Annotated in this window: 21 protein-coding genes; 9 read left to right on the top strand and 12 right to left on the bottom strand. The window is 68.4% G+C overall.

What is annotated here, in order from left to right; genetic code table 11:
• Nucleotides 1-12 precede the first annotated feature (12 nt).
• On the top strand, nucleotides 13-714 hold the full coding sequence (locus HHL15_RS18630) for an AzlC family ABC transporter permease (RefSeq protein ID WP_169147308.1): 702 nt from the start codon (nucleotides 13-15) through the stop codon (nucleotides 712-714).
• On the top strand, nucleotides 711-1,022 hold the full coding sequence (locus tag HHL15_RS18625) for an AzlD domain-containing protein (protein ID WP_169147307.1): 312 nt from the start codon (nucleotides 711-713) through the stop codon (nucleotides 1,020-1,022). The genes HHL15_RS18630 and HHL15_RS18625 overlap by 4 nt, the downstream gene beginning before the upstream one ends.
• Here the strand turns inward: HHL15_RS18625 and lgt are convergent.
• The 7 genes from lgt to uvrA all read right to left on the bottom strand — a co-directional run bounded on the left by lgt (nucleotide 1,019) and on the right by uvrA (nucleotide 10,618).
• Complete coding sequence (gene lgt, locus HHL15_RS18620; RefSeq protein WP_169147306.1) at nucleotides 1,019-1,810, bottom strand: prolipoprotein diacylglyceryl transferase; 792 nt, start codon at nucleotides 1,808-1,810, stop codon at nucleotides 1,019-1,021. The two genes, HHL15_RS18625 and lgt, sit on opposite strands and share 4 nt — an antisense overlap.
• Nucleotides 1,811-1,824: 14 nt before the next feature.
• Nucleotides 1,825-2,511 (bottom strand): YceH family protein, encoded by a 687-nt coding sequence (locus HHL15_RS18615; protein ID WP_169147305.1) that lies wholly within the window; start codon nucleotides 2,509-2,511, stop codon nucleotides 1,825-1,827.
• Between the two features lie 117 nt (nucleotides 2,512-2,628).
• Nucleotides 2,629-3,537 carry a DUF1186 domain-containing protein gene (locus HHL15_RS26590; RefSeq protein ID WP_169147359.1) on the bottom strand — a complete coding sequence of 303 codons (909 nt, stop codon included), beginning with the start codon at nucleotides 3,535-3,537 and terminating at the stop codon, nucleotides 2,629-2,631.
• Between the two features lie 69 nt (nucleotides 3,538-3,606).
• Nucleotides 3,607-5,367, bottom strand: coding sequence for a putative bifunctional diguanylate cyclase/phosphodiesterase (locus HHL15_RS18605; RefSeq protein WP_169147304.1), 1,761 nt, complete (start codon nucleotides 5,365-5,367; stop codon nucleotides 3,607-3,609).
• Between the two features lie 144 nt (nucleotides 5,368-5,511).
• The gene (locus HHL15_RS18600) at nucleotides 5,512-6,129 is read right to left on the bottom strand and encodes an ANTAR domain-containing response regulator (RefSeq protein ID WP_169147303.1); all 618 of its coding nucleotides are present in this window, start codon (nucleotides 6,127-6,129) and stop codon (nucleotides 5,512-5,514) included.
• Nucleotides 6,119-7,483, bottom strand: a complete 1,365-nt coding sequence (locus HHL15_RS18595) for a sensor histidine kinase (protein WP_169147302.1) — start codon at nucleotides 7,481-7,483, stop codon at nucleotides 6,119-6,121. The genes HHL15_RS18600 and HHL15_RS18595 overlap by 11 nt, the downstream gene beginning before the upstream one ends.
• A 300-nt stretch (nucleotides 7,484-7,783) precedes the next feature.
• On the bottom strand, nucleotides 7,784-10,618 hold the full coding sequence (gene uvrA, locus HHL15_RS18590) for an excinuclease ABC subunit UvrA (protein ID WP_169147301.1): 2,835 nt from the start codon (nucleotides 10,616-10,618) through the stop codon (nucleotides 7,784-7,786).
• Nucleotides 10,619-10,708: 90 nt separating this feature from the next.
• Between uvrA and HHL15_RS18585 the strand changes: the two genes are divergently transcribed.
• The 7 genes from HHL15_RS18585 (at nucleotide 10,709) to HHL15_RS18555 (ending at nucleotide 18,897) form a co-directional block, all read left to right on the top strand.
• Nucleotides 10,709-11,878 (top strand): MFS transporter, encoded by a 1,170-nt coding sequence (locus HHL15_RS18585; RefSeq protein WP_169147358.1) that lies wholly within the window; start codon nucleotides 10,709-10,711, stop codon nucleotides 11,876-11,878.
• A 226-nt stretch (nucleotides 11,879-12,104) separates the two neighbouring features.
• Entirely contained in the window at nucleotides 12,105-13,031 is a 927-nt protein-coding gene (locus HHL15_RS18580; protein WP_169147300.1) for a helix-turn-helix domain-containing protein, read from the top strand.
• Nucleotides 13,032-13,136: 105 nt separating this feature from the next.
• Complete coding sequence (locus tag HHL15_RS18575) at nucleotides 13,137-14,114, top strand: SphA family protein (RefSeq protein ID WP_169147299.1); 978 nt, start codon at nucleotides 13,137-13,139, stop codon at nucleotides 14,112-14,114.
• A 16-nt stretch (nucleotides 14,115-14,130) separates the two neighbouring features.
• On the top strand, nucleotides 14,131-16,266 hold the full coding sequence (locus HHL15_RS18570; RefSeq protein WP_169147298.1) for a PQQ-dependent dehydrogenase, methanol/ethanol family: 2,136 nt from the start codon (nucleotides 14,131-14,133) through the stop codon (nucleotides 16,264-16,266).
• 320 nt (nucleotides 16,267-16,586) lie between these two features.
• Nucleotides 16,587-17,153, top strand: a complete 567-nt coding sequence (ssb, locus tag HHL15_RS18565) for a single-stranded DNA-binding protein (RefSeq protein ID WP_169147297.1) — start codon at nucleotides 16,587-16,589, stop codon at nucleotides 17,151-17,153.
• Nucleotides 17,154-17,262: 109 nt separating this feature from the next.
• Nucleotides 17,263-17,886, top strand: coding sequence for a response regulator (locus tag HHL15_RS18560; protein WP_169147296.1), 624 nt, complete (start codon nucleotides 17,263-17,265; stop codon nucleotides 17,884-17,886).
• 429 nt (nucleotides 17,887-18,315) lie between these two features.
• Nucleotides 18,316-18,897 carry a hypothetical protein gene (locus HHL15_RS18555; RefSeq protein ID WP_169147295.1) on the top strand — a complete coding sequence of 194 codons (582 nt, stop codon included), beginning with the start codon at nucleotides 18,316-18,318 and terminating at the stop codon, nucleotides 18,895-18,897.
• Here the strand turns inward: HHL15_RS18555 and HHL15_RS18550 are convergent.
• Genes HHL15_RS18550 through HHL15_RS18530 form a run of 5 tightly spaced genes read right to left on the bottom strand, consistent with a single transcriptional unit; the run spans nucleotide 18,894 to nucleotide 23,915 of the window.
• Nucleotides 18,894-19,367: a hydrogenase maturation protease gene (locus HHL15_RS18550; protein WP_328825065.1), complete on the bottom strand. Its 474-nt coding sequence runs from the start codon at nucleotides 19,365-19,367 to the stop codon at nucleotides 18,894-18,896. The genes HHL15_RS18555 and HHL15_RS18550 overlap by 4 nt on opposite strands.
• A gap of 7 nt (nucleotides 19,368-19,374) precedes the next feature.
• Nucleotides 19,375-20,841: a Ni/Fe hydrogenase subunit alpha gene (locus tag HHL15_RS18545; RefSeq protein WP_169147293.1), complete on the bottom strand. Its 1,467-nt coding sequence runs from the start codon at nucleotides 20,839-20,841 to the stop codon at nucleotides 19,375-19,377.
• A gap of 10 nt (nucleotides 20,842-20,851) precedes the next feature.
• Nucleotides 20,852-21,409 carry an NADH-quinone oxidoreductase subunit B family protein gene (locus HHL15_RS18540; RefSeq protein ID WP_169147292.1) on the bottom strand — a complete coding sequence of 186 codons (558 nt, stop codon included), beginning with the start codon at nucleotides 21,407-21,409 and terminating at the stop codon, nucleotides 20,852-20,854.
• Nucleotides 21,406-22,107 (bottom strand): 2Fe-2S iron-sulfur cluster-binding protein, encoded by a 702-nt coding sequence (locus tag HHL15_RS18535; protein ID WP_169147291.1) that lies wholly within the window; start codon nucleotides 22,105-22,107, stop codon nucleotides 21,406-21,408. The genes HHL15_RS18540 and HHL15_RS18535 overlap by 4 nt, the downstream gene beginning before the upstream one ends.
• Nucleotides 22,104-23,915, bottom strand: coding sequence for an NAD(P)H-dependent oxidoreductase subunit E (locus tag HHL15_RS18530; RefSeq protein ID WP_169147290.1), 1,812 nt, complete (start codon nucleotides 23,913-23,915; stop codon nucleotides 22,104-22,106). Before HHL15_RS18530 ends, HHL15_RS18535 begins: the two co-directional genes overlap by 4 nt.
• Between the last annotated feature and the right edge of the window lie 4 nt (nucleotides 23,916-23,919).

The following is a 23,919-nucleotide window of genomic DNA, read 5'->3' as shown; positions in this document are numbered from 1 at the left end:
AAAGGAGTGGGCATGTCCCCGAGTTTCCGGGACGGGCTGCGGGAGGGCTTCTTCGGCTACCTGCCCCTGTCCGTCGGCCTCATCCCCTGGGCCCTGGTGACCGGCCTGACCATGGCCGGGGTGGGCTTCACGCCGCTGCAGGCGATGGGTATGAACGTCATCGTGTTTGCCGGCACGGCCCAGCTCGGCACCCTGCCCCTGATCGCGGCGGGGGCGCCGGTGTGGCTGATGGTGGTGACGGCCTTTGTGCTGAACCTGCGCTTCATCATCTTCAGCGCGGCCATCGCCCGGGGTTTCCGCGGCGTGCCGGCGGGGGCGCGCTGGCTGTCGGGGCATCTGCTCACCGACGGGGCTTTCGCCCACTGCCTCGAGAAGATGCTGAGCCACGAGGACCCGCGCTGGCGCCTGGGCTATTACCTCGGGCCGTCCCTGTGGTCGTGGCTGCTGTGGCAGGTGTTCGCCTTCTGTGGGGTGATGGCGGCGGGCTCGATCCCGCGGGGCTGGTCCCTGGAGTTCATGGCGACCATCGCCCTGATCGTGCTGCTGGTGCCGATGGCCCGGCTGCGGCCGATGCTGGTGGCGGCCCTGGTGGGCGGCGGGCTGGCGGTGGCCCTGCGCGGAATGCCGCTGCGGCTGGGGGTGATCGTGGCGATCGTCTGCGGCATTGCCGCTGGTTTTGCGGCTGAACGCTGGAGAGGAAAGGACCTGCCATGAACTACGACTGGACTCTCTGGGGGCTGTTCATCCTGCTCGGCCTGGTGACGACCCTGCCGCGGGCGAGTTTCATCGTGCTGGGCGAGCGGGCGGCGCTGCCGGAAAACCTGCAGAAGGCCCTGCGCTATGCCCCCGCCGCGGCCCTGGCGGCCATCGTGGCGCCGGACATCTTCGTGACGGGCGGCGAGCTGAGCCTGCTGAGCCCGCGCCTGGCTGCGGCGGCCGCCGCGGTGACGGCGGCCCTGCTGTCGAAGAATCCGTGGCTGCCCTTCATCGCCGGCATGGGCGTGCTGTGGGGGCTGGCCTAGGTCCTGGCCTTGTCCCGCTTAACAGCCCAGCTGGCCATGGCGATGCCGGCCAGGATCATGGGCAGCGACAGCCACTGGCCCATGGACATGCCGAAGGTGAGCAGGCCCAGGAAGTCGTCGGGCTCGCGGCCGAACTCGGCGATGGAGCGGAACACGCCGTAGCCGATCAGGAAGGCGGCGGAGATCAGCCCACGCGGGCGGGGCTTGGCCGAGAACCACCACAGGATCAGGAACAGGCTCACCCCCTCCAGGGCAAACTGGTAGAGCTGGGAGGGATGGCGGGGCAGGCCGTCCACCTGCGGGAAGATCATGGCCCAGGGCACGTCGGTGACCCGGCCAACCAGCTCGCCGTTGATGAAATTGCCGAGCCGCCCGGCGGCCAGGCCCAGGGGCACCAGCGGGGCGATGAAGTCGGTGACGGCCAGCCACGGCCGCTGCGTCTTGCGGCCGAACAACCACATGGCCACCAGCACCCCCAGGAAGCCGCCGTGGAAGGCCATGCCGCCCTGCCAGACGGCCAGGATCTCGCCGGGGTTGGCCAGGTAGTAGGCGGGTTTGTAGAACAGCACATAGCCCAGCCGCCCGCCCAGGATCACCCCGAGCACGCCGTAGAAGAGCAGGTCGTCGATCTGCTGCGCGTCCCAGCCCAGCTCGGGCCGCCGCCGGGCGTGGACGCGCCCGAGGACCACGAAGAGGATGAAGGCGATCAGGTACATCAGGCCGTACCAGCGCACGGCGAGGGGCCCGATGGAAATCGCGATCGGATCGAACTGGGGATGGACGAACATGCTGGACTACCGGATTACTTGAACTGGTTGCGGAAGGCTTCGAACTCGTTGGTGAGCCATTCGAGCTGCTGACGCAGACGCCGGACTTCCTCTTCGAGTTCCCCGACCCGGCTGCCGCGGGGGGCGGCGCCTTCGCCGGAGGTCTCGAAGGCATGCTGCTGGGCGGCGGCTTCGCCACTCATCAGGTGGGTGTAGCGGGCTTCCTTGGTGCCGGGGGCCTTGGGTAGCTGGAGGACCATGGCCGGGTATTTGTCGCTCAGGCGTTCCAGCACGTCCTCGACTTCGGCGGGGGTGGCGAAGGCGTGCATGCGTTCGCAGCGGGCCCGGATCTCGCCGACGGTCTGGGCGCCGCGCAGCATCAGGATGGCCAGCACCGCCTGCATCGGTGGGGTCAGGGAGTGGCGCAGGCGGATCTGGTGCTCCCACTTGACGACGCGGGCGCCGGCCTGGTGGCGCTGGGTGACCAGGCCGCGCTCGGCGAGGCGGTTGAGGGTGGCCAGCACGGTGGCCTCCGACAGGCTCATGACCGGCTCGCGGCCGGTGAGCTGGTTGCAGCCGGTGACCAGGGCATTGACCGACAGGGGATAGCTGTCCGGGGTGACGAAGGCCTTTTCGATGAGCACCGCGAGGACGCGCACCTCGAAGTCGTCGAAGTCGAAGCCGGCGGGGGTGTCAGGGGCGGATTCGGGGGTGTCGGTCATGGCGGGCTTCCGGTGTGTTGCGAGGGCGCCATCATAGCCGACGACATGCGTCGGCCTGATGGCGGAAAGTGGATGGCCGGGCGAATGGGCGGTCGGATGGCCGGGCGGCCGGGCGGATCAGGTGGCGCCGTGGCACTTCTTGTACTTGCGGCCGCTGCCGCAGGGGCAGGGGTCGTTGCGGCCGACCTTGGTGCCTTCGCGCACGATGGGCTCGCGCAGGGTGCCGAGGGGAATGGGCGGCAGCACGGCGGGGGGCACGTGATGGATTGCCGACCACATGGCGGTTTCCCGCGGGATATCGTCGATCAGCCCGTGGCCGCTGTCGCGCAGGGCCTGCAGGGCGGCGGCCGGGCCGCGGCGGATGTCCTCGTCGAGCTGCTGCGGGTCGAGGTAGCTGTCGTCGATGAGGCCGGCGGCAAACCATTCGTGGATCTCCGCCAGCTGTTCGGTGGCGCCCAGGTCGGCCAGGTGGGTGGCGAGCTGGTCGAGCAGGGGCAGGTCTTCCTGGCTTTCCGGGTGTTCGAGCAGGTTGCGGGCTTCCCGGCTGCCGAAGTCGGCCAGGTAGTCGAGGGCCGGGCCACGGGGAATGATGCCTTCCAGGGCGGCCAGGGCCAGGCCTTCGAGGGCTGCGCCGCGGGCCCAGCGGCTGGCGTCCTCGTCGTCGGCCAGGCGGATCAGCGGGCCGGCGTCGCCGTCACAGGTGGAGGCCAGGGCGCGGCCATAGCTGTCATGCACGAGCTGGCCGAAGACGGTGTCGACAGTGGCTTCGTCCAGGTGGCCGAGTTCGGCGAGGGGGCGGTAGGCGCGGCTGTCCCGCCAGCGGGCCAGCAACAGCATGGCGTAGAGGTGCAGCACATAGCCATCTGCCTGGGCCGGCGCCGGGTCTGCCGCGACGGCTTCCAGCTCGGCCACCAGGAAGGGGGCGAGTTCCTTGCGGTGGCTGTCGGCCCCGGCGAGTTCGGCGAGGGGGAGCGGCGAGGACAGGAATTCGAGGCGGGGGCGGAGGGCGGACCAGATGTCTGACATGGGCGGGCTGGGCGGGGGATGGAGCGGGCTCCCAGTGTACTGGATGGCGAACGGCCTGTGCCGGATGCGTCAGGCAGGCGCCAGGGCCCTGCCGAGCTCGTCCGCGGCCAGGGGCCGGGCCAGCACCTGGCCCTGGATGAGGTGGCAGCCGAGCTCCTGCAGCAGGGCCAGCTGGGCCAGGTTCTCGACGCCCTCGGCGATGACTTCCAGGCCCAGGTTGCGGGCCAGGCCGGCGCTGCTGCGGACGATGATGGCGGCTTGCTGGTCCCGTTCCATGTGCTGGATGAAGCTGCGGTCGATCTTGAGGCTGTGCAGGGGGAAATGGGCCAGCAGGGCGATGGACGAGTAGCCAGTGCCGAAATCATCCAGGCTCAGGCGCACGCCGAGCTGGCGCAGGGCGCGGAGGGCCGCGGCGGCGGCTTCCGGGTTGTCGGTGAGGGTGTGCTCGGTGAGCTCCAGGTCGAGCAGGCGCGGGTCGAAGCCGGTGTCGTCGAGGGCGGCCCGGATGTCCTGGACCAGGCCGGGGTCGCGGAACTGCCGGCCCGACAGGTTGAAGGCCAGCCGCAGCCGGGGATGCCCGGCTTCCTGGAGGGTGCGGACTTGCCGCAGGGCTTCGCGCAGGGCCCAGCGGGCGACGTCGCCGATACGGCCGTTCTCCTCGAGCAGGGGGATGAAGTGGTCCGGCGGGATCGAGCCGTGGCGGGGCGAGTGCCAGCGCAGCAGGGCTTCGACGGCCAGCGGGGCCTGGCTGCGGGTGTCGATCAGCGGTTGATAGACCAGGCTGAACTCGCGCCGCTCGAGGGCCTCGCCGATGGCGCTTTCGAGGGTCAGGCTGCGCATCGAGCCGGCGTCCAGCGCCGCCTCGAAGAAGCGGAAGCTGTTGCGGCCGGCCTCCTTGGCCTGGTACATGGCCAGGTCGGCGCGCATCAGCAGGGATTCGGGGTCGGCTCCGTCGCCGGGATACAGCGCGACGCCGATGCTGACGTTCACGAACAGGTCGTGGATGCCGATCGGGAAGTGGCTGGAGAAGGTGTCCAGCACCTTGCGGGCCACCTGCTCGGCCATGTCGGGGTGCTCCAGGTCTTCCTGGATCAGGACGAACTCGTCGCCGCCGAGGCGGGCCACCGTGTCGGTGGCGCGCAGGCAATCGCGCAGCCGCCGGGCGGCCTCGATGAGGACCCGGTCGCCGGTGGCATGGCCGAGGGTGTCGTTGATGATCTTGAAGCGGTCCAGGTCCACGAACTGCACCGCCACCAGGCGGCCCTTGCGCTGGGCGCGCTGGATGGCCTGGTGGAGCCGGTCATGCAGCAGGCTGCGGTTGGGCAGGCCGGTGAGGGAGTCGTAGTGGGCCTTGTGCTCCAGGTGGCGGGTGGCGGCCATGCGCTCGGTGACATCCTTGCCGGTCGCCACGAAATGGCGGATGTCGCCGTCCCGGCCGCGGATCGGGCTGATGGTCTTCTCTTCGAAGTAGATGTCCCCGTTGCGGCGTCGGTTGGTGAACACGGCCCTGAAGGAGCGGCCGAGGCGGATGGTCTGCCACAGTTGGCCATAGAAGCCGGGCGAGGGCGCCCCGGAGCGCAGGAAGCCCGGCGTGCGTCCGATAGCCTGGTCGGCCGGGTAGCCGGTGATGCGCTCGAAGCCGGGATTGACGTATTCGATGACGCCGTCGGGGCGGGTGATCATCACCGCATCGTCGGTGTGCTCCACGGCGAGGGCCAGCATCTGCAGGATGCGCAGGGGGGCGTCGGCGGGAGCCGGGCTGCTGGTGTGCTCTGCGTCTCCTGGCGCGGGCTGCGCAGGGTGGGCGGAAGAGTCCGGGGTGGCGCTCATGGCGTGCGTGCGTCTCCTGTCGTGCCGCCGGACCGCTGCTGCGGCCGGCTGGCATGTGCGTCGGGAGGCGCGGGGGCGGGGCGCCAGGGGCCGGTCTGTGCCGGCCTTGCAGGTTGGGGGCGGTGGATGGATTGGCTGCGTCCGTCAGGGCATGCAGGTCTCGTGCTGGAGGGCCGTGCCACGGCTGACCACCAGCTCGCGGGCCACCTCGGCGAGCTTGCGGCGGCTGCTGCGGGCGGCGCGGCGCAGCAGCTCGAAGGCGGCCTGGTGGTCGATGTTCATGCGCGCCATCACGATGCCGGTGGCGATGCTGATGTCGCGTTCCTGGTCGAGGGCGCTCTGGAGCTGGTCGCGGTTGGCCCGCAGGTCTGCCAGTTCGGCGCTGCGTGCCAGGGCGGTGGAGATCATCGGCAGCAGCTGGGTCACGTCCACGGGTTTGACCAGGAAGGCCAGGGCGCCTTCGCCGATGGCGCGCTCGACACAGGCGCTGCTGTTGCAGGCGGTGAGGAAGATGAACGGGAGCCCGTGCCGTTCGCGCAGGCGCGCGGCGAATTCGACGCCGGAGCAGCCGGGCAGCCCCTCGTCGATGATCGCCAGGCGCACCGCGACGGTGTCGAGCAGGGCCAGCGCGTCCTCGGCGCTGGGGGCCAGGTAGACCTGCAGCCCGGCGGCTTCGAGGCCGAGGCGCAGGGTGGCGGCGAACAGCCGGTCGTCTTCGACCAGCAGGACCGGAAGACCGGTGGACAGGGGGTCAGCGCGCATGGGGAGGCGCCTCCTTGGGGCAGGGAATCCGCCTGGCGTGCAGGCTGAGCCTGGCACGGACGGTGTCGGGGCCGCCCTGGAAAACGTCCAGGACGATATCGGGCGGGTCGGCCAGGGCGGCCAGCAGTTGCAGGCCGCTGCCGAGCCCCCGGCCCTGCCCGAAATCGAAGTCGGCGGGCAGGCGGCCCGGGTTGTCGATGCGGAGCACGTAATACTCGCCTTCGACGGCGATGGATATGCGTATCGTGCCGGTGGCGGCGGAGTGGCCGTGCTTGAGCGCGTTGGTCAGCAGCTCATTCAGCATCACGGCCAGGGGCTGGATGTCCGGCTCGGCGAGCGGGGCCGCGGCGATCACCGGAAGGGGCGCAATCTCGATGGCCGGGCGGCCGGGGTAGAGCCCCTCGGCGCTGCGGCTCAGGGTGGCCAGCAGGGCGTCCAGGCTGGCCCGGGGCTGGCCGTCCTGGCTGTAGAGCTCGTGTACCGCGGCGATGCTGCGGATCTGGCCGACGGCCTCGGTGAGGATCTCCCTATGGTCTCCGGCACTGTCGGCGTGCCGGCGCAGCAGGGCGGCGAGGGCCTGCAGGCTGTTCTTGATGCGGTGGTGGCCCTCCCGCAGCAGGATTTCCCACGAGGCGTCCGGGGGCGTGCCGTCGGTGCGCAGGGTGGTGATGTCGAGCACGAAGCCGGTGACCCGGGCCTGGCGCTGGCGGTCAAGCCAGGGGCAGGAGTGCGCCCACAGCCAGCGGACGCTGCCGTCCTGGTGGCGGATGCGCACTTCGGTGTTGGAGATCCGGCCCGCCTGCTGGGCTGCGATGAAGGTCTCCACGCGGGGCAGGTCTTTGGGCAGTACGGCATCACGCCAGATCGCCGGTGCCGGAGCGACGTCCGCGGGGTGGCCCCACAGGTGGGCGAAGCCGGGGCTGGCGTAGAGGAAGGTCTTGAGCGCCGGGTCGCTGACCCACAGCATGGCCTGGGTGCTGTACTGCATGCCATGGAAGAGGGCTTCGGCAGCCGGCGTCGTCAGTGTGCAGGCGTCGGACGGGAGTGCCTGCAGGACGGTGATCCGGGTGCCGGCCTGGCCGCTGGCCAGGTGCTGGTAGTTCAGGAGTGTGCCGGTGCCGTGCGCCGGTGTCGGCCGGGTCTGCCCCCTGCCGTCAGGGCAGGGTGGAGCCGCGCCCAGGTCGACCACGGCGTCGAGCATGCAGCCGATCAGGTCGATCGGGGCCTGCTTGAGCAGCCCGGCGGCATTGCCGAGGACTTCGAGGATGCGCCCGTCCGGCCCGGTGACCAGGCCGCCGTAGTGGCGGTCCTGCATCATCATGTCGAGAAGCGCGCGGGTCGGCCCCCCGGGCATCAAGGAGGGTGTCGTCCACTGCGAGCGGGTGGGTGAGGTGGTTGGCGCGGTGGCACCGGAGGCGTGCTCCGGGGTTCCTGCTTGCGGAAACGCCCCCAAACTGCGTGATCCCATGTGTTGCCTGCGTACTGTTGATGCCATCCAGGACGCGGGGGCGGGGCGACGGATGGAATGGGCCGGTTGATGTCACCGGCATGTCCGGGCGGCCTGGCCGCGGCCAGTTCAAGTCTCGGTGCCGAAGCCTTGATGATACTCCATTGAAATGGCCGTGGAGCGGCGCCCCGGAGGGGCTCCCCGCCCTCAGCCGGCTGGCGTCGCAGGCAGCAGGCGGGCCAGGTAGCGTCCGGTATGGCTGGCGGGGTTGGCCGCCAGGGCTTCGGGGGAGCCGCTGCCGACCAGGGAGCCGCCGCCGTCACCGCCTTCGGGACCCATGTCGATGAGCCAGTCGGCGGTCTTGATGACGTCCAGGTTGTGTTCGATGACCACCACGGTGTTGCCGTGGTCGCGCAGGCGGTGGAGCACCGACAGGAGCAGCTCGATGTCGGCGAAGTGCAGGCCGGTGGTGGGCTCGTCGAGGATGTAGAGGGTGCGGCCGGTGTCGCGCTTCGACAGCTCGAGAGCCAGCTTGACGCGCTGGGCCTCGCCGCCGGACAGGGTGGTGGCGCTCTGGCCCAGGCGGATGTAGCCGAGGCCGACCTGCATCAGGGTCTCGAGCTTGCGGGCGACGATGGGCACGGCGGAGAAGAAGGCCAGGGCCTGCTCGACGGTCATCTCGAGGACTTCGTAGATGGTCTTGCCCTTGTAGCGGATCTCCAGGGTTTCCCGGTTGTAGCGTTTGCCGTGGCAGATGTCGCAGGGCACGTACATGTCGGGCAGGAAGTGCATCTCGACCTTGATCAGGCCGTCGCCCTGGCAGGCCTCGCAGCGCCCGCCCTTGACGTTGAAGCTGAAGCGGCCGGGGCCGTAGCCGCGGGCCTTGGCTTCCGGCACGCCCGAGAAGAGGTCGCGGATCGGGGTGAGCAGGCCGGTGTAGGTGGCCGGGTTGGAGCGGGGCGTGCGGCCGATGGGGCTCTGGTCCACGTTGATGACCTTGTCGAAATGGTCCAGGCCGTCGATGTTGACGCAGGGGGCCGCCTCGATGCTGCTGCCATTCACGTGGCGGGCCACGTGGGCATACAGGGTGTCGTTGATCAGGGTGCTCTTGCCCGAGCCGGACACGCCGGTGACGCAGGTGAACAGGCCCACCGGGATGTCGATGGTGACGTGCTTGAGGTTGTTGCCGCTGGCGCCCTCGATGCGCAGCACCCGTTCCGGATCGGCCGGATTGCGCCGGGCCGGCACGGCAATGCTGCGGGTGCCGGACAGGTAGGCGCCGGTGAGGGAGTCCGGATGGGCGGCGACCACCTCAGGCGTGCCTTCGGCGATCACCCGGCCGCCGTGCTCGCCGGCGCCGGGGCCCATGTCCACCACGTAGTCGGCCATGCGGATGGCGTCTTCGTCGTGCTCGACGACGATCACCGTGTTGCCCATGTCGCGCAGGCGGCGCAGGGTTTCCAGGAGGCGGTCGTTGTCGCGCTGATGGAGGCCGATGGAGGGTTCGTCGAGCACGTACATGACGCCGGTGAGGCCGGAGCCGATCTGGCTGGCCAGGCGGATGCGCTGGGCTTCGCCGCCGGACAGGGTGTCGGCCGAACGGTCGAGGGACAGGTAGTCGAGGCCGACGTTGATCAGGAACTGCAGGCGTGAGGAGATCTCGGAGACGATCTTGTCGGCCACCTGGGCGCGCTGGCCGGTCAGGCTGAGGCCGTCGAAGAAGGCCTTGCAGTGGGCCAGCGGCAGGCGGCTGACTTCCGACAGGTTGCGCTCGCCGATCAGCACGTAGCGGGCCTCGGTGCGCAGGCGGGTGCCGTGGCAGGCCGGGCAGGGGCGGTTGGCGCGGTATTTGGCGAGCTCTTCGCGCACGGCGATGGAGTCGGTTTCCTTGAAGCGCCGTTCCAGGTTGGGGATGATGCCCTCGAAGGCGTGCTCCTTGAGGACCGCCTTGCCACCGTCGGAGAGGTAGCGGAAGGCGATCTTGTCCTTGCCGGAGCCGTGCAGGATGATCTCCCGGGTGGCTTCGGGCAGGTTTTCCCAGGGCGTCTCGATGTCGAAAGCGTAGTGGGTGGCCAGGCTGGCGAGGAGCTGGAAGTAGAACTGGTTGCGCCTGTCCCAGCCGCGAATGCAGCCGGAGGCCAGGGACAGCTCGGGGTGGGCGACGACCCGTTCGGGGTCGAAGAAGTCCACGTTGCCGAGGCCGTCGCACTTGGGGCAGGCCCCCATCGGGTTGTTGAAGGAGAACAGGCGCGGCTCCAGCTCGGCCAGGGCGAAGCTGCACACCGGGCAGGCGAACTTGGCCGAGAACAGGTGTTCCTGGCCCGAGTCCATCTCCACTGCGATGGCCCGGCCCTCGGCGTGGGTCAGGGCCGTTTCGAAGGATTCGGCGATGCGCCCGCGCAGGTCCTGGCGCACCTTGAGGCGGTCCACCACCACCTCGATGCTGTGGCGGCGGTTCTTGTCGAGCACGGGCAGGTTGTCCAGCTCATGCACGATGCCATCCACCCTCACCCGCACGAAGCCCTGGGCGCGCAGCTCGGCGAAGAGGTCGGCCTGCTCGCCCTTGCGGCCGCTGATCACCGGGGCGACGATCATCAGCTTGGTTTCCTCGGGCAGCGCCAGCACCGCATCCACCATCTGGGAGATGCTCTGGGCTTCCAGGGCGTGCTCGGGGTGGTCGGGGCAGTGGGGCGTACCGGCGCGGGCATACAGCAGGCGCAGGTAGTCGTGGATCTCGGTGACGGTGCCCACCGTCGAGCGGGGGTTGTGGCTGGTGGCCTTCTGCTCGATCGAGATGGCCGGCGAGAGGCCCTCGATGAGGTCCACGTCGGGCTTCTCCATCAACTGCAGGAACTGCCGGGCATAGGCCGACAGGCTCTCCACGTAACGCCGCTGGCCTTCCGCGTAGAGCGTGTCGAAGGCCAGGGAGCTCTTGCCGGAGCCGGACAGGCCGGTGATCACGGTGAGCTTGTTGCGCGGCAGGTCGAGCGCGATGTTCTTGAGGTTATGGGTGCGGGCACCGCGGATTCGGATGGCGTCCATGGGGCGTTCGGGGTTTGGGCAACCTGTTAATATACGCCTCTTGCCCCTCCCCACGCAGCACGTTTGATGGCTTCCCAAATTGACGACAAGATGAGCCCGGCCGAGCGCCGCGCCGGCGTATCGCTGGCGGCGATCTTTGCGCTGCGCATGCTGGGCCTGTTCCTCATTCTTCCGGTGTTCGCCGTGCATGCCTCGGGCATGCCGGGTGGCGACGACGTGGCCCTGGTCGGCATGGCCATCGGCGCCTACGGCCTGACCCAGGCCTTCCTCCAGATTCCCTTCGGTGCAGCCTCCGACCGCTTCGGGCGCAAGCCGGTGATCGTCTTCGGGCTGATCCTGTTCATCGTCGGCAGCGTGGTGGCGGCGCTCGCCCACGACGTCCAGACCGTGCTGGTCGGCCGGGTGCTGCAGGGCGCGGGGGCCATCTCCGCGGCGGTGACGGCCCTGGCCGCCGACCTGACCCGCGACCAGCATCGCACCAAGGTGATGGCCATGATCGGCTCGTCCATCGGGCTGGTCTTCGCCCTGTCGATGGTGGCGGCGCCGCTGCTTTACAGCGTGATCGGCATGTCCGGGCTGTTCTGGCTGACGGCCGTGCTCGCCGCGGCGGCCATCGCCACTGTGCTCTTCGTCGTGCCGGCCGCGCCGCCGGTGCCGCGGGCCATCGGGCGTTTTGCCGAAGTGCTGGGCAACGGCCAGCTGATGCGCCTGAACTTCGGGGTGTTCGCCCTGCACCTGATGCAGACCTCCATGTGGGTGCTGGTGCCCGCCGGCCTGGTGGCGGCGGGGCTGCCCATGGCTGAGCACTGGAAGGTCTATCTGCCGGCCGTGCTGCTGTCCTTCGTGGTGATGGTGCCGGCGGTGATCATGGCCGAGAAGAAGGCGGCCATGAAGCAGGTCTTCAACGCCGCCATCGTGCTGCTGCTGGTGGTCCAGGCCGGGCTGTACCTGGCCGGCTCCGGGATGTGGCCGCTGGCCTGCCTGCTGACCCTGTTCTTCGTGGCCTTCAATGTGCTGGAGGCGACCCAGCCTTCGTGGATTTCACGGGTGGCGCCGGCCCATGCCAAGGGCACCGCACTGGGGGTCTACAACACCCTGCAGTCCATCGGGCTGTTCCTCGGCGGGGCCCTGGGCGGCTGGCTGGTCAAGCATGTGGGCCCCTCTGCGGTGCCCCTGCTCGGCGCGGGCATGGCGGTGATCTGGCTGATCCTCGCCGCCGGGATGACGCCGCCGCCGGTGCGTCGCGTGGCGACTGCCTGATTCCTGCCCGCCGGGTCGGCGTGCCCTCCTGCGGCCGACAGGGCTGCCGGCGCTGCATCCTGGTGCATCCCCTGCCTGGCTGCCCCTCTCCGGGTGGGCCAGATCTTCCCGCCAGGCTTCGAAAGCCTGTCCCTCCGCCGCGCCGGTCAATGGCACGCTGCATGCTTGATTCTGTTGGATGTGGCCGCTCTTACGGCAATGCCCATCCGCTAACAGAGTCCCTACCATGCACCCCACCGATTCCGTGAATGGCTGGCGCGAGTCCATCCAGCAAGACTTCTTTCCCCTCGATCTGCAGGTCATCCGCCCGGATAGGTTCCAGGTCGAGTCCGCCACCAAGGTGCGTGCGGGAAGCCACATGGCCCAGATCCGGGCCTCGGAGCATGTTGCGCGGATGACCGATGCGGCCTGCCAGCGCCTGGCCCAGCCGTGCATCAAGGTGCTCTGGCTGCATCAGGGGCAGGCGGCCTACCGGCAGGGGAACCGGAAGGTGGCACTCGAGCCGGGCCAGTGGCTGCTCTACGAGGCGTCCCGGCCCTACAGCCTCGAGATGAGTGACTGTGCCCATTTCACGGTGCTGTTCAGCCACGTCTCGCCCAACGATGCCTGGCTGCAGCGCGGCCTGCCCGGCAAGCTGGGCCCGCAGCCTATCGAAGAGGCGGCTCGGCTGGCCCTCGACATGATCAGCTCCGCGCTGAACCAGGATCTGCACCTGCAGGCGAGAACCCAGATGGCCTTCAACCTGGGTTTGCGCGCCCTGCTCGACGCGGCCCTGCAGGACGAAACGCCCGGCGTGGCCCGGCAGGGCGGGCGCCGGCATCTGCTGGAAGAGGCGAAGGCCTGCCTGCTGGCCCATCTCACCGATACCCGCCTCAGCTCGGATCAACTGGCCGAGCGCCTGGGCGTCTCGCGCCGGGCGCTGTACAAGGCTTTCCAGGCGGACAAGGAGACTCCCCAGTCATTCCAGCTCACCCAGCGCCTGCTGCGCTGCCGCGAGATGCTGCTGGGGGAGCATGGGGCTCATCTGAATCTGACCCATCTCGCCTACGAATACGGCTTTGCTGATGCGGCGCATTTCAGCCGCGCGTACAAGCGGCAGTTCGGCGAGTCGCCGTCGCAGGCCCGGCGACAGCTGCGGGCTACCCAGGCCTGAGCGGTTTTGTGCACAGCAATACAAAGTCCGGGCACGCTCGGGCAAGACCTGCTGGACAGGCGTTCCTAGCATGGAGGCACCCCCTCACTCCAGCAGGAACACACCATGTCCAAGAACTTTCCGGCCCTGCGCGCCCTTGCCCTGGGCGTGTGCGCCAGCCTCGCCAGCACGGCGGCCTCCGCTTACGAGCTGCCCTCCATCAACCTCGGCCTGACCACCTTTGTGGACGGGGCGCCGCCCCCGGCCGGGCCGGGCTTTTACCTGATGAGCTATCTGCAGCCCTATAGCGCAGACCACTTCAAGGACAGCAAGGGCAAGGATCTGCCCTTCCCGAAGAGCGATGTCCGTGTCGTCCCGCTGATCAACCAGTTTGTCTATCAGAGCAATTACAGCGTGGCCGGTGCGCAGCTCGGCGGCATGCTGTTGTTGCCGGCGGTGCTCTCCGCCTCGCTGGACGATGGCGTCCATGGCGCCATCCTGGGCAAGACCGGGACCGGCATGGGTGACCCGGTGCTGGGTGCCTTCCTGCAATGGAACCCCATCATGGGCGAACGGGGCCCGCTGTTCTCCCATCGCGTGGAACTGGACGTGACCCTGCCCGTCGGCGAGTACGACCGGACGCTGGGGCTCAACCCCGGGGCCCACCATACTTCGGTGGAGGCCTACTGGTCGGGCACCTGGTGGGCGAGCCCCAGGTGGACCGTGTCCAGCCGCGTGTTCTACCTGTGGAACGGCAAGAACAGCGACCCCCTGGCCACCCGCTTCGCCCAGTACGGCATCACTGAAGCCCACAACTTCCAGCCGGGGCAGGCCATGCACGCGAATTTCGCGGCCGACTACACGCTGACGCCCCAGTGGCGTGTCGGCCTGGCCGGCTACTGGCTGCAGCAACTCACCGAAACCAAGGTCAATGGCGAGTCCCTCAGTGGTAGCAAGGAGCGCGTGGTCGCCTTCGGGCCGGGTGTCATGTACAGCTTCAGCGCCAAGGATCACCTGGTCTTCAACCACTACACGGAGACCGCCGCCCGCAACCGCCCGGAAGGCCAGCGCATGACCCTGCGCTACATCCATGCCTTCAACTGAGCCGGGAGATCTTGACATGAAGAATCAATCGTTTCGCCGCCTGCTGGGCGGTTTGCTGGCCCTCGCGCTGGCCATTCCGGCGCCCCAGCTGCTTGCCGCCGCGCCAAAACCCGCCTGGGTGGACGCTCAGCGCCTGCAGCAGGCCGACCAGGAGCCGGGCAACTGGATGAGCCACGGCCGCAGCTACGGCGAGCAGCGCTACAGCCCGCTGGCCCGGATCAATGCGGGCAATGTCGCGAAGCTGGGCGTGGCGTGGACCCGCAAGCTCGATTGGGATTTTGGTGTTGAAGCCACGCCCATCGTCGTGGACGGGGTGATGTACACCACCGGCCCCTACAGCATCGTGTATGCCTTCGATGCCGCCACTGGCAAGCCGCTGTGGCGCCATGACCCGGGCGTGCCCCGCGACAAGGGCGGTGAAGGCTGCTGCAGTGTGGTGAATCGCGGCGTGGCGGTGTGGGAGGGCAAGGTCTATGTAGGCGCCTTCGACGGCAGGCTGATTGCCCTCGATGCCCGCAACGGCAAGCGGCTCTGGTCGGTAGACACCCGCCTGGACCCGGACAAGAGCTACACCATCACCGGCGCCCCGCGGATCGTCAAAGGCAAGGTGCTGATCGGCAACGGTGGCGCGGAGTTCGGGGTGCGCGGCTATGTCACCGCCTACGACGCCCGCAGCGGCAAGCAGGCCTGGCGCTTCTTCACGGTGCCGGGCGACCCGGCCCAGCCCGCCGAGAACGAGGCCATGCGCATGGCCCTCAAGACCTGGCACGGCAATGGCTGGGTCAAGTGGGGTGGTGGCGGCACCGTCTGGGATTCGATGGCCTACGACCCCGAGCTGGACCTGCTCTACATCGGCGTCGGCAACGGCTCGCCCTTCAACTACCAGTTCCGCAGCGATGGCAAGGGGGACAACCTGTTCCTGTCTTCCATCGTGGCCCTCAGGCCCGAAACCGGCGAGTACGTCTGGCACTACCAGACCACGCCGGGCGAGATGTGGGACTACACCGCCACCCAGCACATGATCCTGGCCGACATCCGGATCGACGGGCAGGTGCGCAAGGTGCTCATGCAGGCGCCGAAGAACGGCTTCTTCTATGTGCTGGACCGGACCAACGGGCAACTGCTGTCGGCGGAGAAGTTCGTGCCGGTCAATTGGGCCAGCCACATCGACCTGCAGACCGGCCGCCCGGTGCTGACCGGGGCGGCCAACTACCTGGACGGCAAGGGCATGAAGCTGGTGATGCCGAGCTTCCTGGGCGGGCACAACTGGCAGCCCATGTCCTATCACCCGGGTACCGGCCTGGTCTACCTGCCCGCGCAGGAGACCGCCGCCGGCCTCGAGCCGCAGAAGGAGCCCTTGTTCATGCCGATCCGCAACGTGGTGAACATCGGCCTGGACGTGCCCAGCCTGCCGGAAGACCCGCAGGTGGTGAAGCAGATCGCCCAGAGTTGGAAGGGCGCCCTGCTGGCCTGGGATCCCGTCAAACAGCAGGCTGCGTGGCGGGTCGATTACCCCACCGCCTGGAATGGCGGCACGCTGGCGACGGCGGGCAACCTGGTCTTCCAGGGCACGGCGGACGGGCGTGCGGTCGCCTATGCGGCCGATTCTGGCAAGGAACTGTGGTCCAGCCCGGTGAACTCCGGCGCCATGGCCGGCCCCGTCACCTACAGCGTCAAGGGCGAGCAGTACGTCACCTTCATGGTCGGCTGGGGCGGCTCCTTCCCCAACATCACCGGCCCCCTGTCGCTGGGCGCCAGGGTCAAGCCTGAGGCCCGTGTCGTCACCTTCAAGCTGGGCGGGCAGGCGACGCTGCCGCCCGCCAGGCAGGCCGTCGTAGCCTTGCCGCCGCTCGAGGCCGTCAAGGCGGACGCCGGCCAGCTGCAGATCGGCCGCAGCCTGTTCAACGGCCTGTGTGCCAACTGCCATGGCCTCAACGCCATCAGCGGCGGCGTGGTGCCCGACCTGCGCTACCTGAGCCCGGACAAGCACAAGCTCTTCCCCGGCATCGTCTACGGCGGACGCGCCAACCGGGGGATGCCGTCCTTTGCAGGCGGTATCGGCCAGGAAGACGTGGAGCGCATCCGGCAGTACATCCTCCTGCGTGCCCATGCGCTGAAGGCCGAGCAGGAGGCGCCCCTCTCCTCCCGCTGACATCCATCGCCCGATGCTGATCCAGCCCGGCCGATCAGGCCGGGCGCCCGGTTGCTGCGCAGGAATGCCGGTCGGCGCTCGAAGGACCATGATGTAGCTGTAGCCCCGTGCCGCGACGGGTATACTCGTGTCCCTCAGCGGCGGCGGGATGTTGCCGCCTTCCTTTTCCAGCTGACCTGCAAGCTCCGGGAAACACTCGAGGTTTGCAGGTCAAGTTATTGATTACATGGAAGGGCGCGCTGCGCCAGGATGGCAGTTACATGCGCCTTGGCGGCGGGTGGGGCAGCATCCTGGCCAGCGGCATTTTCAGGAGAGACTATATGGCTTCGGTCAACAAGGTGATTCTTATCGGCAACCTGGGCAAGGACCCGGAAACCCGTTACGCCCCGAGCGGCGATGCAATCTGCAACATCACCCTCGCCACCACCGATACCTGGCGCGACAAGGCCAGTGGTGAGAAGCGCGAGGCCACCGAGTGGCACCGGGTGGTGTTCTTCGGCAAGCTGGCCGAGATCGCCGGGCAGTACCTGCGCAAGGGCAGTCCGGTGTATGTGGAGGGTTCCCTGCGGACCCGCAAGTGGCAGGACAAGGACGGCCAGGATCGTTACACCACCGAGATCCGTGCGGACGAGATGAAGATGCTTGGCAACCGTCAGGGCATGGGTGGCAGCGACGCTCCGTCCCGCAGCGAAGGCAACTTCGGTGGCGGTGCGCCGGCAGGTGGTGGCCGTGACAGCGGCGCCTATGGCGGTGGTCGCGATGGCGGCTACGGCGGCGGCAGTGGCGGTGGTTTCGGCGGCGGCGCTCCGGCACCTTCCAGTGCGCCTGCACCCAAGAAGCCAGCTTCTGGCGGATTTGGCGATTTTGACGACGATATTCCGTTCTGAGATCCGGATTTATTTCATTGGCATCTCGTTTTCGCGGCGTGTGTGTCGCGATTTCGTCGGCTTAGCTGGTAACATCAATTAAGTACCTTGTTCTTTATGCCCGATCGAAATGGCCGCCACGCCCGAATCTCCTGAAAAGGAATATTGCAGCACTTCCGAAGCCGCCCAGCGTCTGGGCCTGTCTTTGGGTACCGTCCAGCAGATGGTCGAGAACGGCCAGCTGGAGGGTTGGAAAACCGCCGGAGGGCATCGGCGGATCCGCGTCTCGTCGATCGAGGAGTTCCGCGCCCGCTCCATGGCGGGGGGCGGGCAGAGCGGCAGCCGCGGCGCTGCCGGCGTCCTCCAGGTGCTGGTCGCCGAGGACGACCGGATCCTCCAGAAGCTCTATGAGCACACCTTCTCGACCTGGGGTCTGCCCCTGCAGGCCCGCATGGTCTCCAGCGGCATCGACGGCCTGCTGGAGATCGGGCGGGTACCGCCCGATCTGCTCATCACCGACCTCCGCATGCCCGGCATCGACGGCTTCGAGATGATCCGCCGCCTGCGCGCAGATCCGCAGCTGCAGGATCTCGACATCGTGGTGGTCAGCGGCCTGACCGAGGATGAAATCGTCGAGAACGGCGGCCTGCCGGCCGACGTCATCTTCTACAGCAAGCCTGTCCCCTTCCGGGAGCTCAAGGGCTACGTGCAGGCCAAGATCATGGCCATCCAGCGGCGCGGGCGTCCTGCCTGAATCACCCCGACGGGGCCCTTGCCTGGTCCCCCTCTCGCTGCAATCCGCTTCCGTCCCTGCCATGCCCCGGCTGACCCCCGGGCAGGCGTGTTTCGCTCATGCCTGGAGAAGGGGGGGCACGCGCATTTCCCGGCATGGGGCCGTCGTGCGCTCCCGGTTCCGGGGATGCAGCCGCTGAATAAATCGCAAATTCATAAAATCTCGTGACTTTTCACGGAGGGGCCGAAGCCCGATCTGCACACTCTTGACGTACAACAAGGTTTTAAAAATGTCGATTTGATATCTATTTATGCGAAATCGGATTTTTGCCGTAGAATTTTACGTAAGTGTTGAATAACGCATTTTTCGGGTGGTTTTTGGGGTGAGCTCCGCGGCATTTTGTCGCAAGCCCAGCTCCGGCCGGAAATGCATGTTCCGAGAGTCGATGCCATGTTCGTGAACGCCGAGCCTGAAGCAAGGACGCTGGTCCTGCGGCCCTTCGACGACAGCTGGAAGCAGCCGTCCGTCGGGAAGGATCCTGTCTCGGAAGCGGCGATCACCGGTGCTGCCCTGGTGCGGCATCTGGATGATTTGCGGTTCGCCGCCCTGCGTGCGCTGAGGCAGTTGTTGCGCGCCCTCGATGCAGAGCGGATCGCGCTCGGGCGCCTGGATCCGGCTGGCGGCGTGATTCACGAGGAGCTGGTCTGGGCCAGCGGTTTCGGCCGCTGCGGCGAATCGGAACGGAAGGTGTCGTTCAAACCATTTGCTGCGCTGGTGAAAGCCTGGGTCGCCTCGGGCGAGCAGGTCCTGGGTATTCCCGTCGGCCCCTTGTCACCGGCCTGGCCGGAGCTGCCCTGCGACCAGCTGTTGCTGGTGCGCACTCCGGAGTGCACGCCAGGAGGGGGCTATCCCGTCATCCTGGCCCAGTTGCGGGGCGTGATCCCCCTGCCGGAAGCTGCACCCCGCGCTATCGCCATCCTGCTCGAGGCCTACGCCCGGCGTTGCGCTTCCGTCCTGCCAGCCCTGCCTTAAGTCGCCGACAGCAGCTCCCGCCAGTGCCCGGCCGCCGGGGTTGCCAGGCAGGCCTGCAGTTGGCGGCGGGCAGCCTCGAGGTTCTGCCCGGCGCTGGCACTGAGGGGCTCGCCCAGGATGAAATCCTCACCCCGCACACAGAGCAGGAAGGCCGGCGGCGCAGGATGGCCGTGCAGCGCTTCGTAAACCTGCAGGACTTCCGACGGTGTGAAGGCGTGGCTGCTCACCGCGTGTCCTGCCGCGGGTTTCAGCTCCCTGAACTCAAAGGGCGCCGGGGTGCCGGTGCCGGCATCGATGAACAGGGCCAGGGTGCGGCCGTGCAGGTCCAGGGCGTGTTCGGGCTGTAGCTGGAAATCACTGACCAGGTGAACGCCCTGCGGGGCCTGCCGCTCCAGTTCCTCCATCAGCAGAGGCCCCAGGGCGTCGTCGCCGCGGGACGGGTTGCCGACCGCAAGGATCACCAGGCTCACGGTACGCTCAGCCTCCCCGTTCGGCGCTGTCGAGCAGGGTCCCATCCGCCCCCTGCAGTTCGACCACCAGCGGCATCTTGCCGAGGGCGTGGGTGGCGCAGGACAGGCAGGGGTCGAAGGCGCGGATCGCCACCTCGATGTGGTTCAGCAGGCCCTCGGTGAGCTGCCGCCCGTCCAGGTAGCGGCGCGCCACCTGGCGTACCGCCTCGTTCATGGCCTGGTTGTTGTGGGTGGTGGACACGATCAGGTTGCAGTAGCTGACCAGGTCGTCCTCGCCGACCCGGTAGTGGTGGATCAGGGTGCCCCGCGGGGCCTCGATGATGCCGACGCCTTCGCGGCCCCGGGGGCCGCTGGTCATCCGCTGGTCCGAGAGCAGGTCGGGGTCGTCCAGCAATTCACGGATGATCTCCGCGGCGTGGAGCATCTCGATCATGCGGGCCCAGTGATAGGCGAGGGGGGCGTGGACGGGCTCGCCTTCACCGCGGGCGATGAAATCCTGGCGCTCCACCTCGGCCAGCGGGCTGGGGATGAAGTCGCAGTTCTGGACCCGGGCCAGGGGGCCGACCTTGTACCAGCCCCGGGCCGGGCCAAGTTCCTTGATGAAGGGAAACTTCATGTAGCTCCAGGACTTCACCTCTTCGACGATGTGCTGGTCGTAGTCGGCGCAGGGGATCGCGTCCCGCACGATCTGGCCGCGGGCATCGCGCAGGCGCAGGTGGCCGTCGTAGAGGTCGAGCGCGCCATCCGCCCGCACCAGGCTCAGCAGGTGGCTGCGGAACAGGCCGAACTCGTCGTACAGGGCCGCGTTGGCCTCGTGCAACTGGCGGGCCAGATGCACCGCCTCGTGACTCCATTCGATCATGCGGTCGGCCTCGGCGATCAGCTCATCGCGCTCGGCGAGCGTCAGGGAGCGGTTGACCCCGCCCGGTACGGCACCCGTGCCATGCACCCGCTTGCCGGTGGTGATGCGGATCACCTCCTGGCCGAACTTGCGCAGCAGCACCCCCTTTTTGGCGACCTCCGGCCAGGCGCCGGCAACACCGACGATGTTGCGCTGCTGGACGGGCGAGTCGAAGCCGAACAGCAGGTCGGGCGAGGCCAGGTGGAAGAAGTGCAGGGCATGGGACTGGAGGATCTGGCCGTAGTGCATCAGGCGCCGGATCTTGTCGGCCGTCGGGGTGACGGTGAGGGCGCCGACCACCGGGTCGAGGGCCTTGGCCGCCGCCAGGTGGTGGCTCACCGGGCAGATGCCGCACAGGCGCTGCACCATCACCGGCACCTCCCAGTAGGGCCGGCCCTGGATGAATTTCTCGAAGCCGCGGAACTCGACGATGTGCAGGCGGGCTTCCTTCACGTGGCCAGCGTCGTCGAGCAGCAGGGTGACCTTGCCGTGTCCTTCCACCCGGGACACCGGGTCGATGGCGACCCGGCGCAGGCCTTCGCGGTTGGCGGCGGTTTCCAGTTCGAAGCTCATGGCGCGAACCTCAGTCGTAGTGGAGCAGGCCGCCGGTCAGGCGCGGAGTGCGGCCGGCGATCAGGTCGGTGAGGAACTTCCAGATCGCCGGGCCGGACGGCGGGCAGCCGGGCAGGAAGTAGTCGATGCGCACCACCTCGTGGATCGGCCGCACCTTGTCGAGGGGCAGGGGCAGCTCCGGGTCGTTGGGGATCTGGCCGTTCTCGAGGCCGGGCCGGAACTGGTAGACCTCGCGCAGGCACTCGGACAGGGACAGGTGGTTGCGCTGGGCGGGCAGGCCGCCATTGACGGCGCAGGCGCCCAGGGCGATCAGGGTCTTGCACTGGCGCCGGAAGGCCCGCAGCACATGCACGTTCTCGGCGTTGCAGACACCGCCCTCGATCAGGCCGATGTCGCAGGGCCCCACCTCCTTGATGTCGGTGAGCGGCGAGCGGTCGAACTCGATCAGCTCGACCAGTTCGAAGAGGTGCTCGTCGATGTCCAGGAAGGACATGTGGCAGCCGAAGCAGCCGGCCAGGGAGGTGGTGGCGACGCGCAGCTTGCGGGTGGGGGCTGGGACGGCGCTCATGACTCCTCCTTCAGCTTCTGCTCGCGGATGGTCTGGCCATCGTAGGTGCGTTCGCCGATCGGAACGGCGAAGCCGGGGCCCTTGTGCAGGATCACCCCGACCGGGCAGATCCGTGCGGCCAGGTCGTTCTTCGAGAAGTCCGTGTCACCGAGGCGGCCGGATTCCGCATTGACCACCAGGTGCTTGTTGATGCCGCGCCCGGTCAGGGCGAAAACCGCCTTGCCATCCACGTCCCGGCTGGCCCGCACGCACAGTTCGCAGAAGATGCAGCGGTTGAAGTCCAGCAGCACGTCCGGGTGGGAGGCGTCCACCGGGCGGTCCGGGTAGAAATGGCGGAAGCGCGAGGTGAGCATCTCGTACTCGTAGCCCAGGGCCTGCAGCTCGCAGTTGCCGCTTTTCTCGCAAGAGGGGCAGAAGTGGTTGCCCTCCACGAACAGCATCTGCAGCAGGGCGCGGCGTTCGCCGTTCATCTCGGGGGTGGCACTCTCCACTTCCCAGCCTTCCTTGGCGGGGGTGGCACAGGCAGAGACGTGGCGCCCGGCGGCCTTGACGATGCACAGCTTGCAGCTGCCATGGGCCGGGAAGTCCTTGTGCCAGCACAGGCTGGGAATGTAATGGCCGGCTTGGCGGGCAGCCTCGAGGATGCTCTGGCCGTCCTCGAAGGGGACGGGCTGGCCGTCCAGGAGAAACTGTTTCATCGTCCGTCCTCCTCGTGGGTCTGGAGGTGGGCGCCCGGATCATCCCGGGCGGTGAGCTGGCGCGCTTCGGCGAGGGCGGCGTCCAGGTCGAAGGCGGGTTCGAAGTCCAGCGACACCAGGCGCCGCTCATAGGCAGGCCGGAACTTCTGCAGGGTGTCGATCACCGGGTTGGGGGCGGCGCTGCCCAGGCCGCAGTGGCTGGCGTTCTTGAGCAGCCGGTCGAGCCAGTCGATGTCGGCCAGGTCGGCCTTGGCCCCGTGACCGTCGTTGAGCTTGTCCATGAAGCCCTTGAGCAGGGCGGTGCCGACCCGGCAGGGCGTGCAGAAGCCGCAGCTCTCGTGGGCGAAGAAGTGCACGAAGGCCCGCGCCACCTCGAAGAGATCGCGGCTGCCGTCGAAGATCATGAAGGCGCCGGCGGTGGGCACGTCTTCATAGGCGATGCGGCGCTGGAATTCGTAGGCCGCCAGGCAGATGCCGGCTGCGCCGCCGACCTGCACGGCCTGGGTGTCGCTGGCGCCGCAATCCTCGAGGATGCGGGCGATTGAGACGCCGAAGGGGTATTCGTAGATGCCTGGCGCGGCGCAGTCGCCGGAGATGGACAGCAGCTTGGTGCCGGCCGACTGGGCGGTGCCGGTGGCGGCAAAGGCGGTGCCGCCTTCCAGGGCGATCAGGCAGGTCTTGGCCAGGGTCTCCACGTTGTTGACCACCGTCGGGCGGCCCAGGTAGCCGTGGGTCACCGGGAATGGCGGGCGGATGCGGGGTGTGCCGCGCTTGCCTTCCAGGGATTCGAGCAGGGCGGTCTCCTCGCCGCAGACGTAGGCGCCGGCTCCAAGGTGGATGGCGATGTCGAAGTCGAAGCCTGCCTCGCCAAGAATGCCCTTGCCGAGCAGCCCGGCCGCCCGGCGGCGGGCCAGCACGGCCTCGAGCTGCGGGCGCAGGTAGCGGTATTCGCCGCGCAGGTACAGAAAGCCGCTGTCGGCGCCCACCGCCCAGGCTGCCAGGGTCATGCCCTCGAAGACCAGGTCGGCGCAGGTGTTGAGGAGCACCCTGTCCTTGAAGGTGCCCGGTTCGCCTTCGTCCGCGTTGCAGACGACGACCTTGCGCACCTCTGTAGCATTGCGGGCGCTGGCCCATTTCACCGCGGTGGCGAAGCCGGCGCCGCCCCGGCCGCGCAGGTTGGAGGCCTGCATCTCGGCCAGCCAGCCTTCGCGGCCGCGGGCCACGGCGGCGGCGAGAGCTGCGCCGGGCAGCATGTCCAGCTGGAGCAGGGCATCCCGGCGGCGGATGTTGTCGTCGATCTGGAAGTACTCGGTCGGCCATTGCTCGAGGGGGCGTTGCTGGCGGATCAGCTCGGCGATCTCGTTGATCCGCCGGTGGTTGAGCTGGCCGATGGCCCGGCCGTTCACCAGCAGGGCCGGGCCCTGGTCGCACAGGCCGGTGCACGAGGTGGTGGCAATGCTCACCAGCCCGTCCTCCGAGACCTTGTCCGGCTCCACCCACAGCTTGCGGCACAGGGCGTCCATCAGCGCCCGGTTGCCGAGCATGCGGTCGGTGATGTTGTCGGAGAAGAGCACCCGGTAGCGCCCCACCGGCCGGTCGTACAGAAAACTGTAGAAGCCGGCGACGCCTTCGACGCGGGCGCGCGGCAGCTTGATGGCAGCGGCGATCTGCGTCAGGGTGGGGGCGGGCAGCCAGCCGTCGATGTCCTGGGCTTCGATGAGGATCTGCAGCAGGGCGGATGGATCATGACCGTGTCGCCGCAGGAGCGCTTCGAGGGGGGCGGCAGGGCTGGGCGGGAGCGCGCTCACGAGA

The sequence above is a fragment of the Zoogloea dura genome, assembly GCF_012927165.1.
Classification (GTDB): Bacteria; Pseudomonadota; Gammaproteobacteria; order Burkholderiales; family Rhodocyclaceae; genus Zoogloea; species Zoogloea dura.
This window is presented reverse-complemented; position numbering and strand designations above follow the sequence as displayed.

Excerpts from the sequence above, each read along its gene's own strand:
- HHL15_RS18630 (WP_169147308.1), top strand. The coding sequence starts at position 13 with ATGTCCCCGAGTTTCCGGGACGGGCTGCGGGAGGGCTTCTTCGGCTAC.
- HHL15_RS18625 (WP_169147307.1), top strand. The coding sequence starts at position 711 with ATGAACTACGACTGGACTCTCTGGGGGCTGTTCATCCTGCTCGGCCTG.
- lgt (WP_169147306.1), bottom strand. The coding sequence starts at position 1,810 with ATGTTCGTCCATCCCCAGTTCGATCCGATCGCGATTTCCATCGGGCCC.
- HHL15_RS18615 (WP_169147305.1), bottom strand. The coding sequence starts at position 2,511 with ATGACCGACACCCCCGAATCCGCCCCTGACACCCCCGCCGGCTTCGAC.
- HHL15_RS26590 (WP_169147359.1), bottom strand. The coding sequence starts at position 3,537 with ATGTCAGACATCTGGTCCGCCCTCCGCCCCCGCCTCGAATTCCTGTCC.
- HHL15_RS18605 (WP_169147304.1), bottom strand. The coding sequence starts at position 5,367 with ATGAGCGCCACCCCGGACTCTTCCGCCCACCCTGCGCAGCCCGCGCCA.
- HHL15_RS18600 (WP_169147303.1), bottom strand. The coding sequence starts at position 6,129 with ATGCGCGCTGACCCCCTGTCCACCGGTCTTCCGGTCCTGCTGGTCGAA.
- HHL15_RS18595 (WP_169147302.1), bottom strand. The coding sequence starts at position 7,483 with ATGCCCGGGGGGCCGACCCGCGCGCTTCTCGACATGATGATGCAGGAC.
- uvrA (WP_169147301.1), bottom strand. The coding sequence starts at position 10,618 with ATGGACGCCATCCGAATCCGCGGTGCCCGCACCCATAACCTCAAGAAC.
- HHL15_RS18585 (WP_169147358.1), top strand. The coding sequence starts at position 10,709 with ATGAGCCCGGCCGAGCGCCGCGCCGGCGTATCGCTGGCGGCGATCTTT.
- HHL15_RS18580 (WP_169147300.1), top strand. The coding sequence starts at position 12,105 with ATGCACCCCACCGATTCCGTGAATGGCTGGCGCGAGTCCATCCAGCAA.
- HHL15_RS18575 (WP_169147299.1), top strand. The coding sequence starts at position 13,137 with ATGTCCAAGAACTTTCCGGCCCTGCGCGCCCTTGCCCTGGGCGTGTGC.
- HHL15_RS18570 (WP_169147298.1), top strand. The coding sequence starts at position 14,131 with ATGAAGAATCAATCGTTTCGCCGCCTGCTGGGCGGTTTGCTGGCCCTC.
- ssb (WP_169147297.1), top strand. The coding sequence starts at position 16,587 with ATGGCTTCGGTCAACAAGGTGATTCTTATCGGCAACCTGGGCAAGGAC.
- HHL15_RS18560 (WP_169147296.1), top strand. The coding sequence starts at position 17,263 with ATGGCCGCCACGCCCGAATCTCCTGAAAAGGAATATTGCAGCACTTCC.
- HHL15_RS18555 (WP_169147295.1), top strand. The coding sequence starts at position 18,316 with ATGTTCGTGAACGCCGAGCCTGAAGCAAGGACGCTGGTCCTGCGGCCC.
- HHL15_RS18545 (WP_169147293.1), bottom strand. The coding sequence starts at position 20,841 with ATGAGCTTCGAACTGGAAACCGCCGCCAACCGCGAAGGCCTGCGCCGG.
- HHL15_RS18540 (WP_169147292.1), bottom strand. The coding sequence starts at position 21,409 with ATGAGCGCCGTCCCAGCCCCCACCCGCAAGCTGCGCGTCGCCACCACC.
- HHL15_RS18535 (WP_169147291.1), bottom strand. The coding sequence starts at position 22,107 with ATGAAACAGTTTCTCCTGGACGGCCAGCCCGTCCCCTTCGAGGACGGC.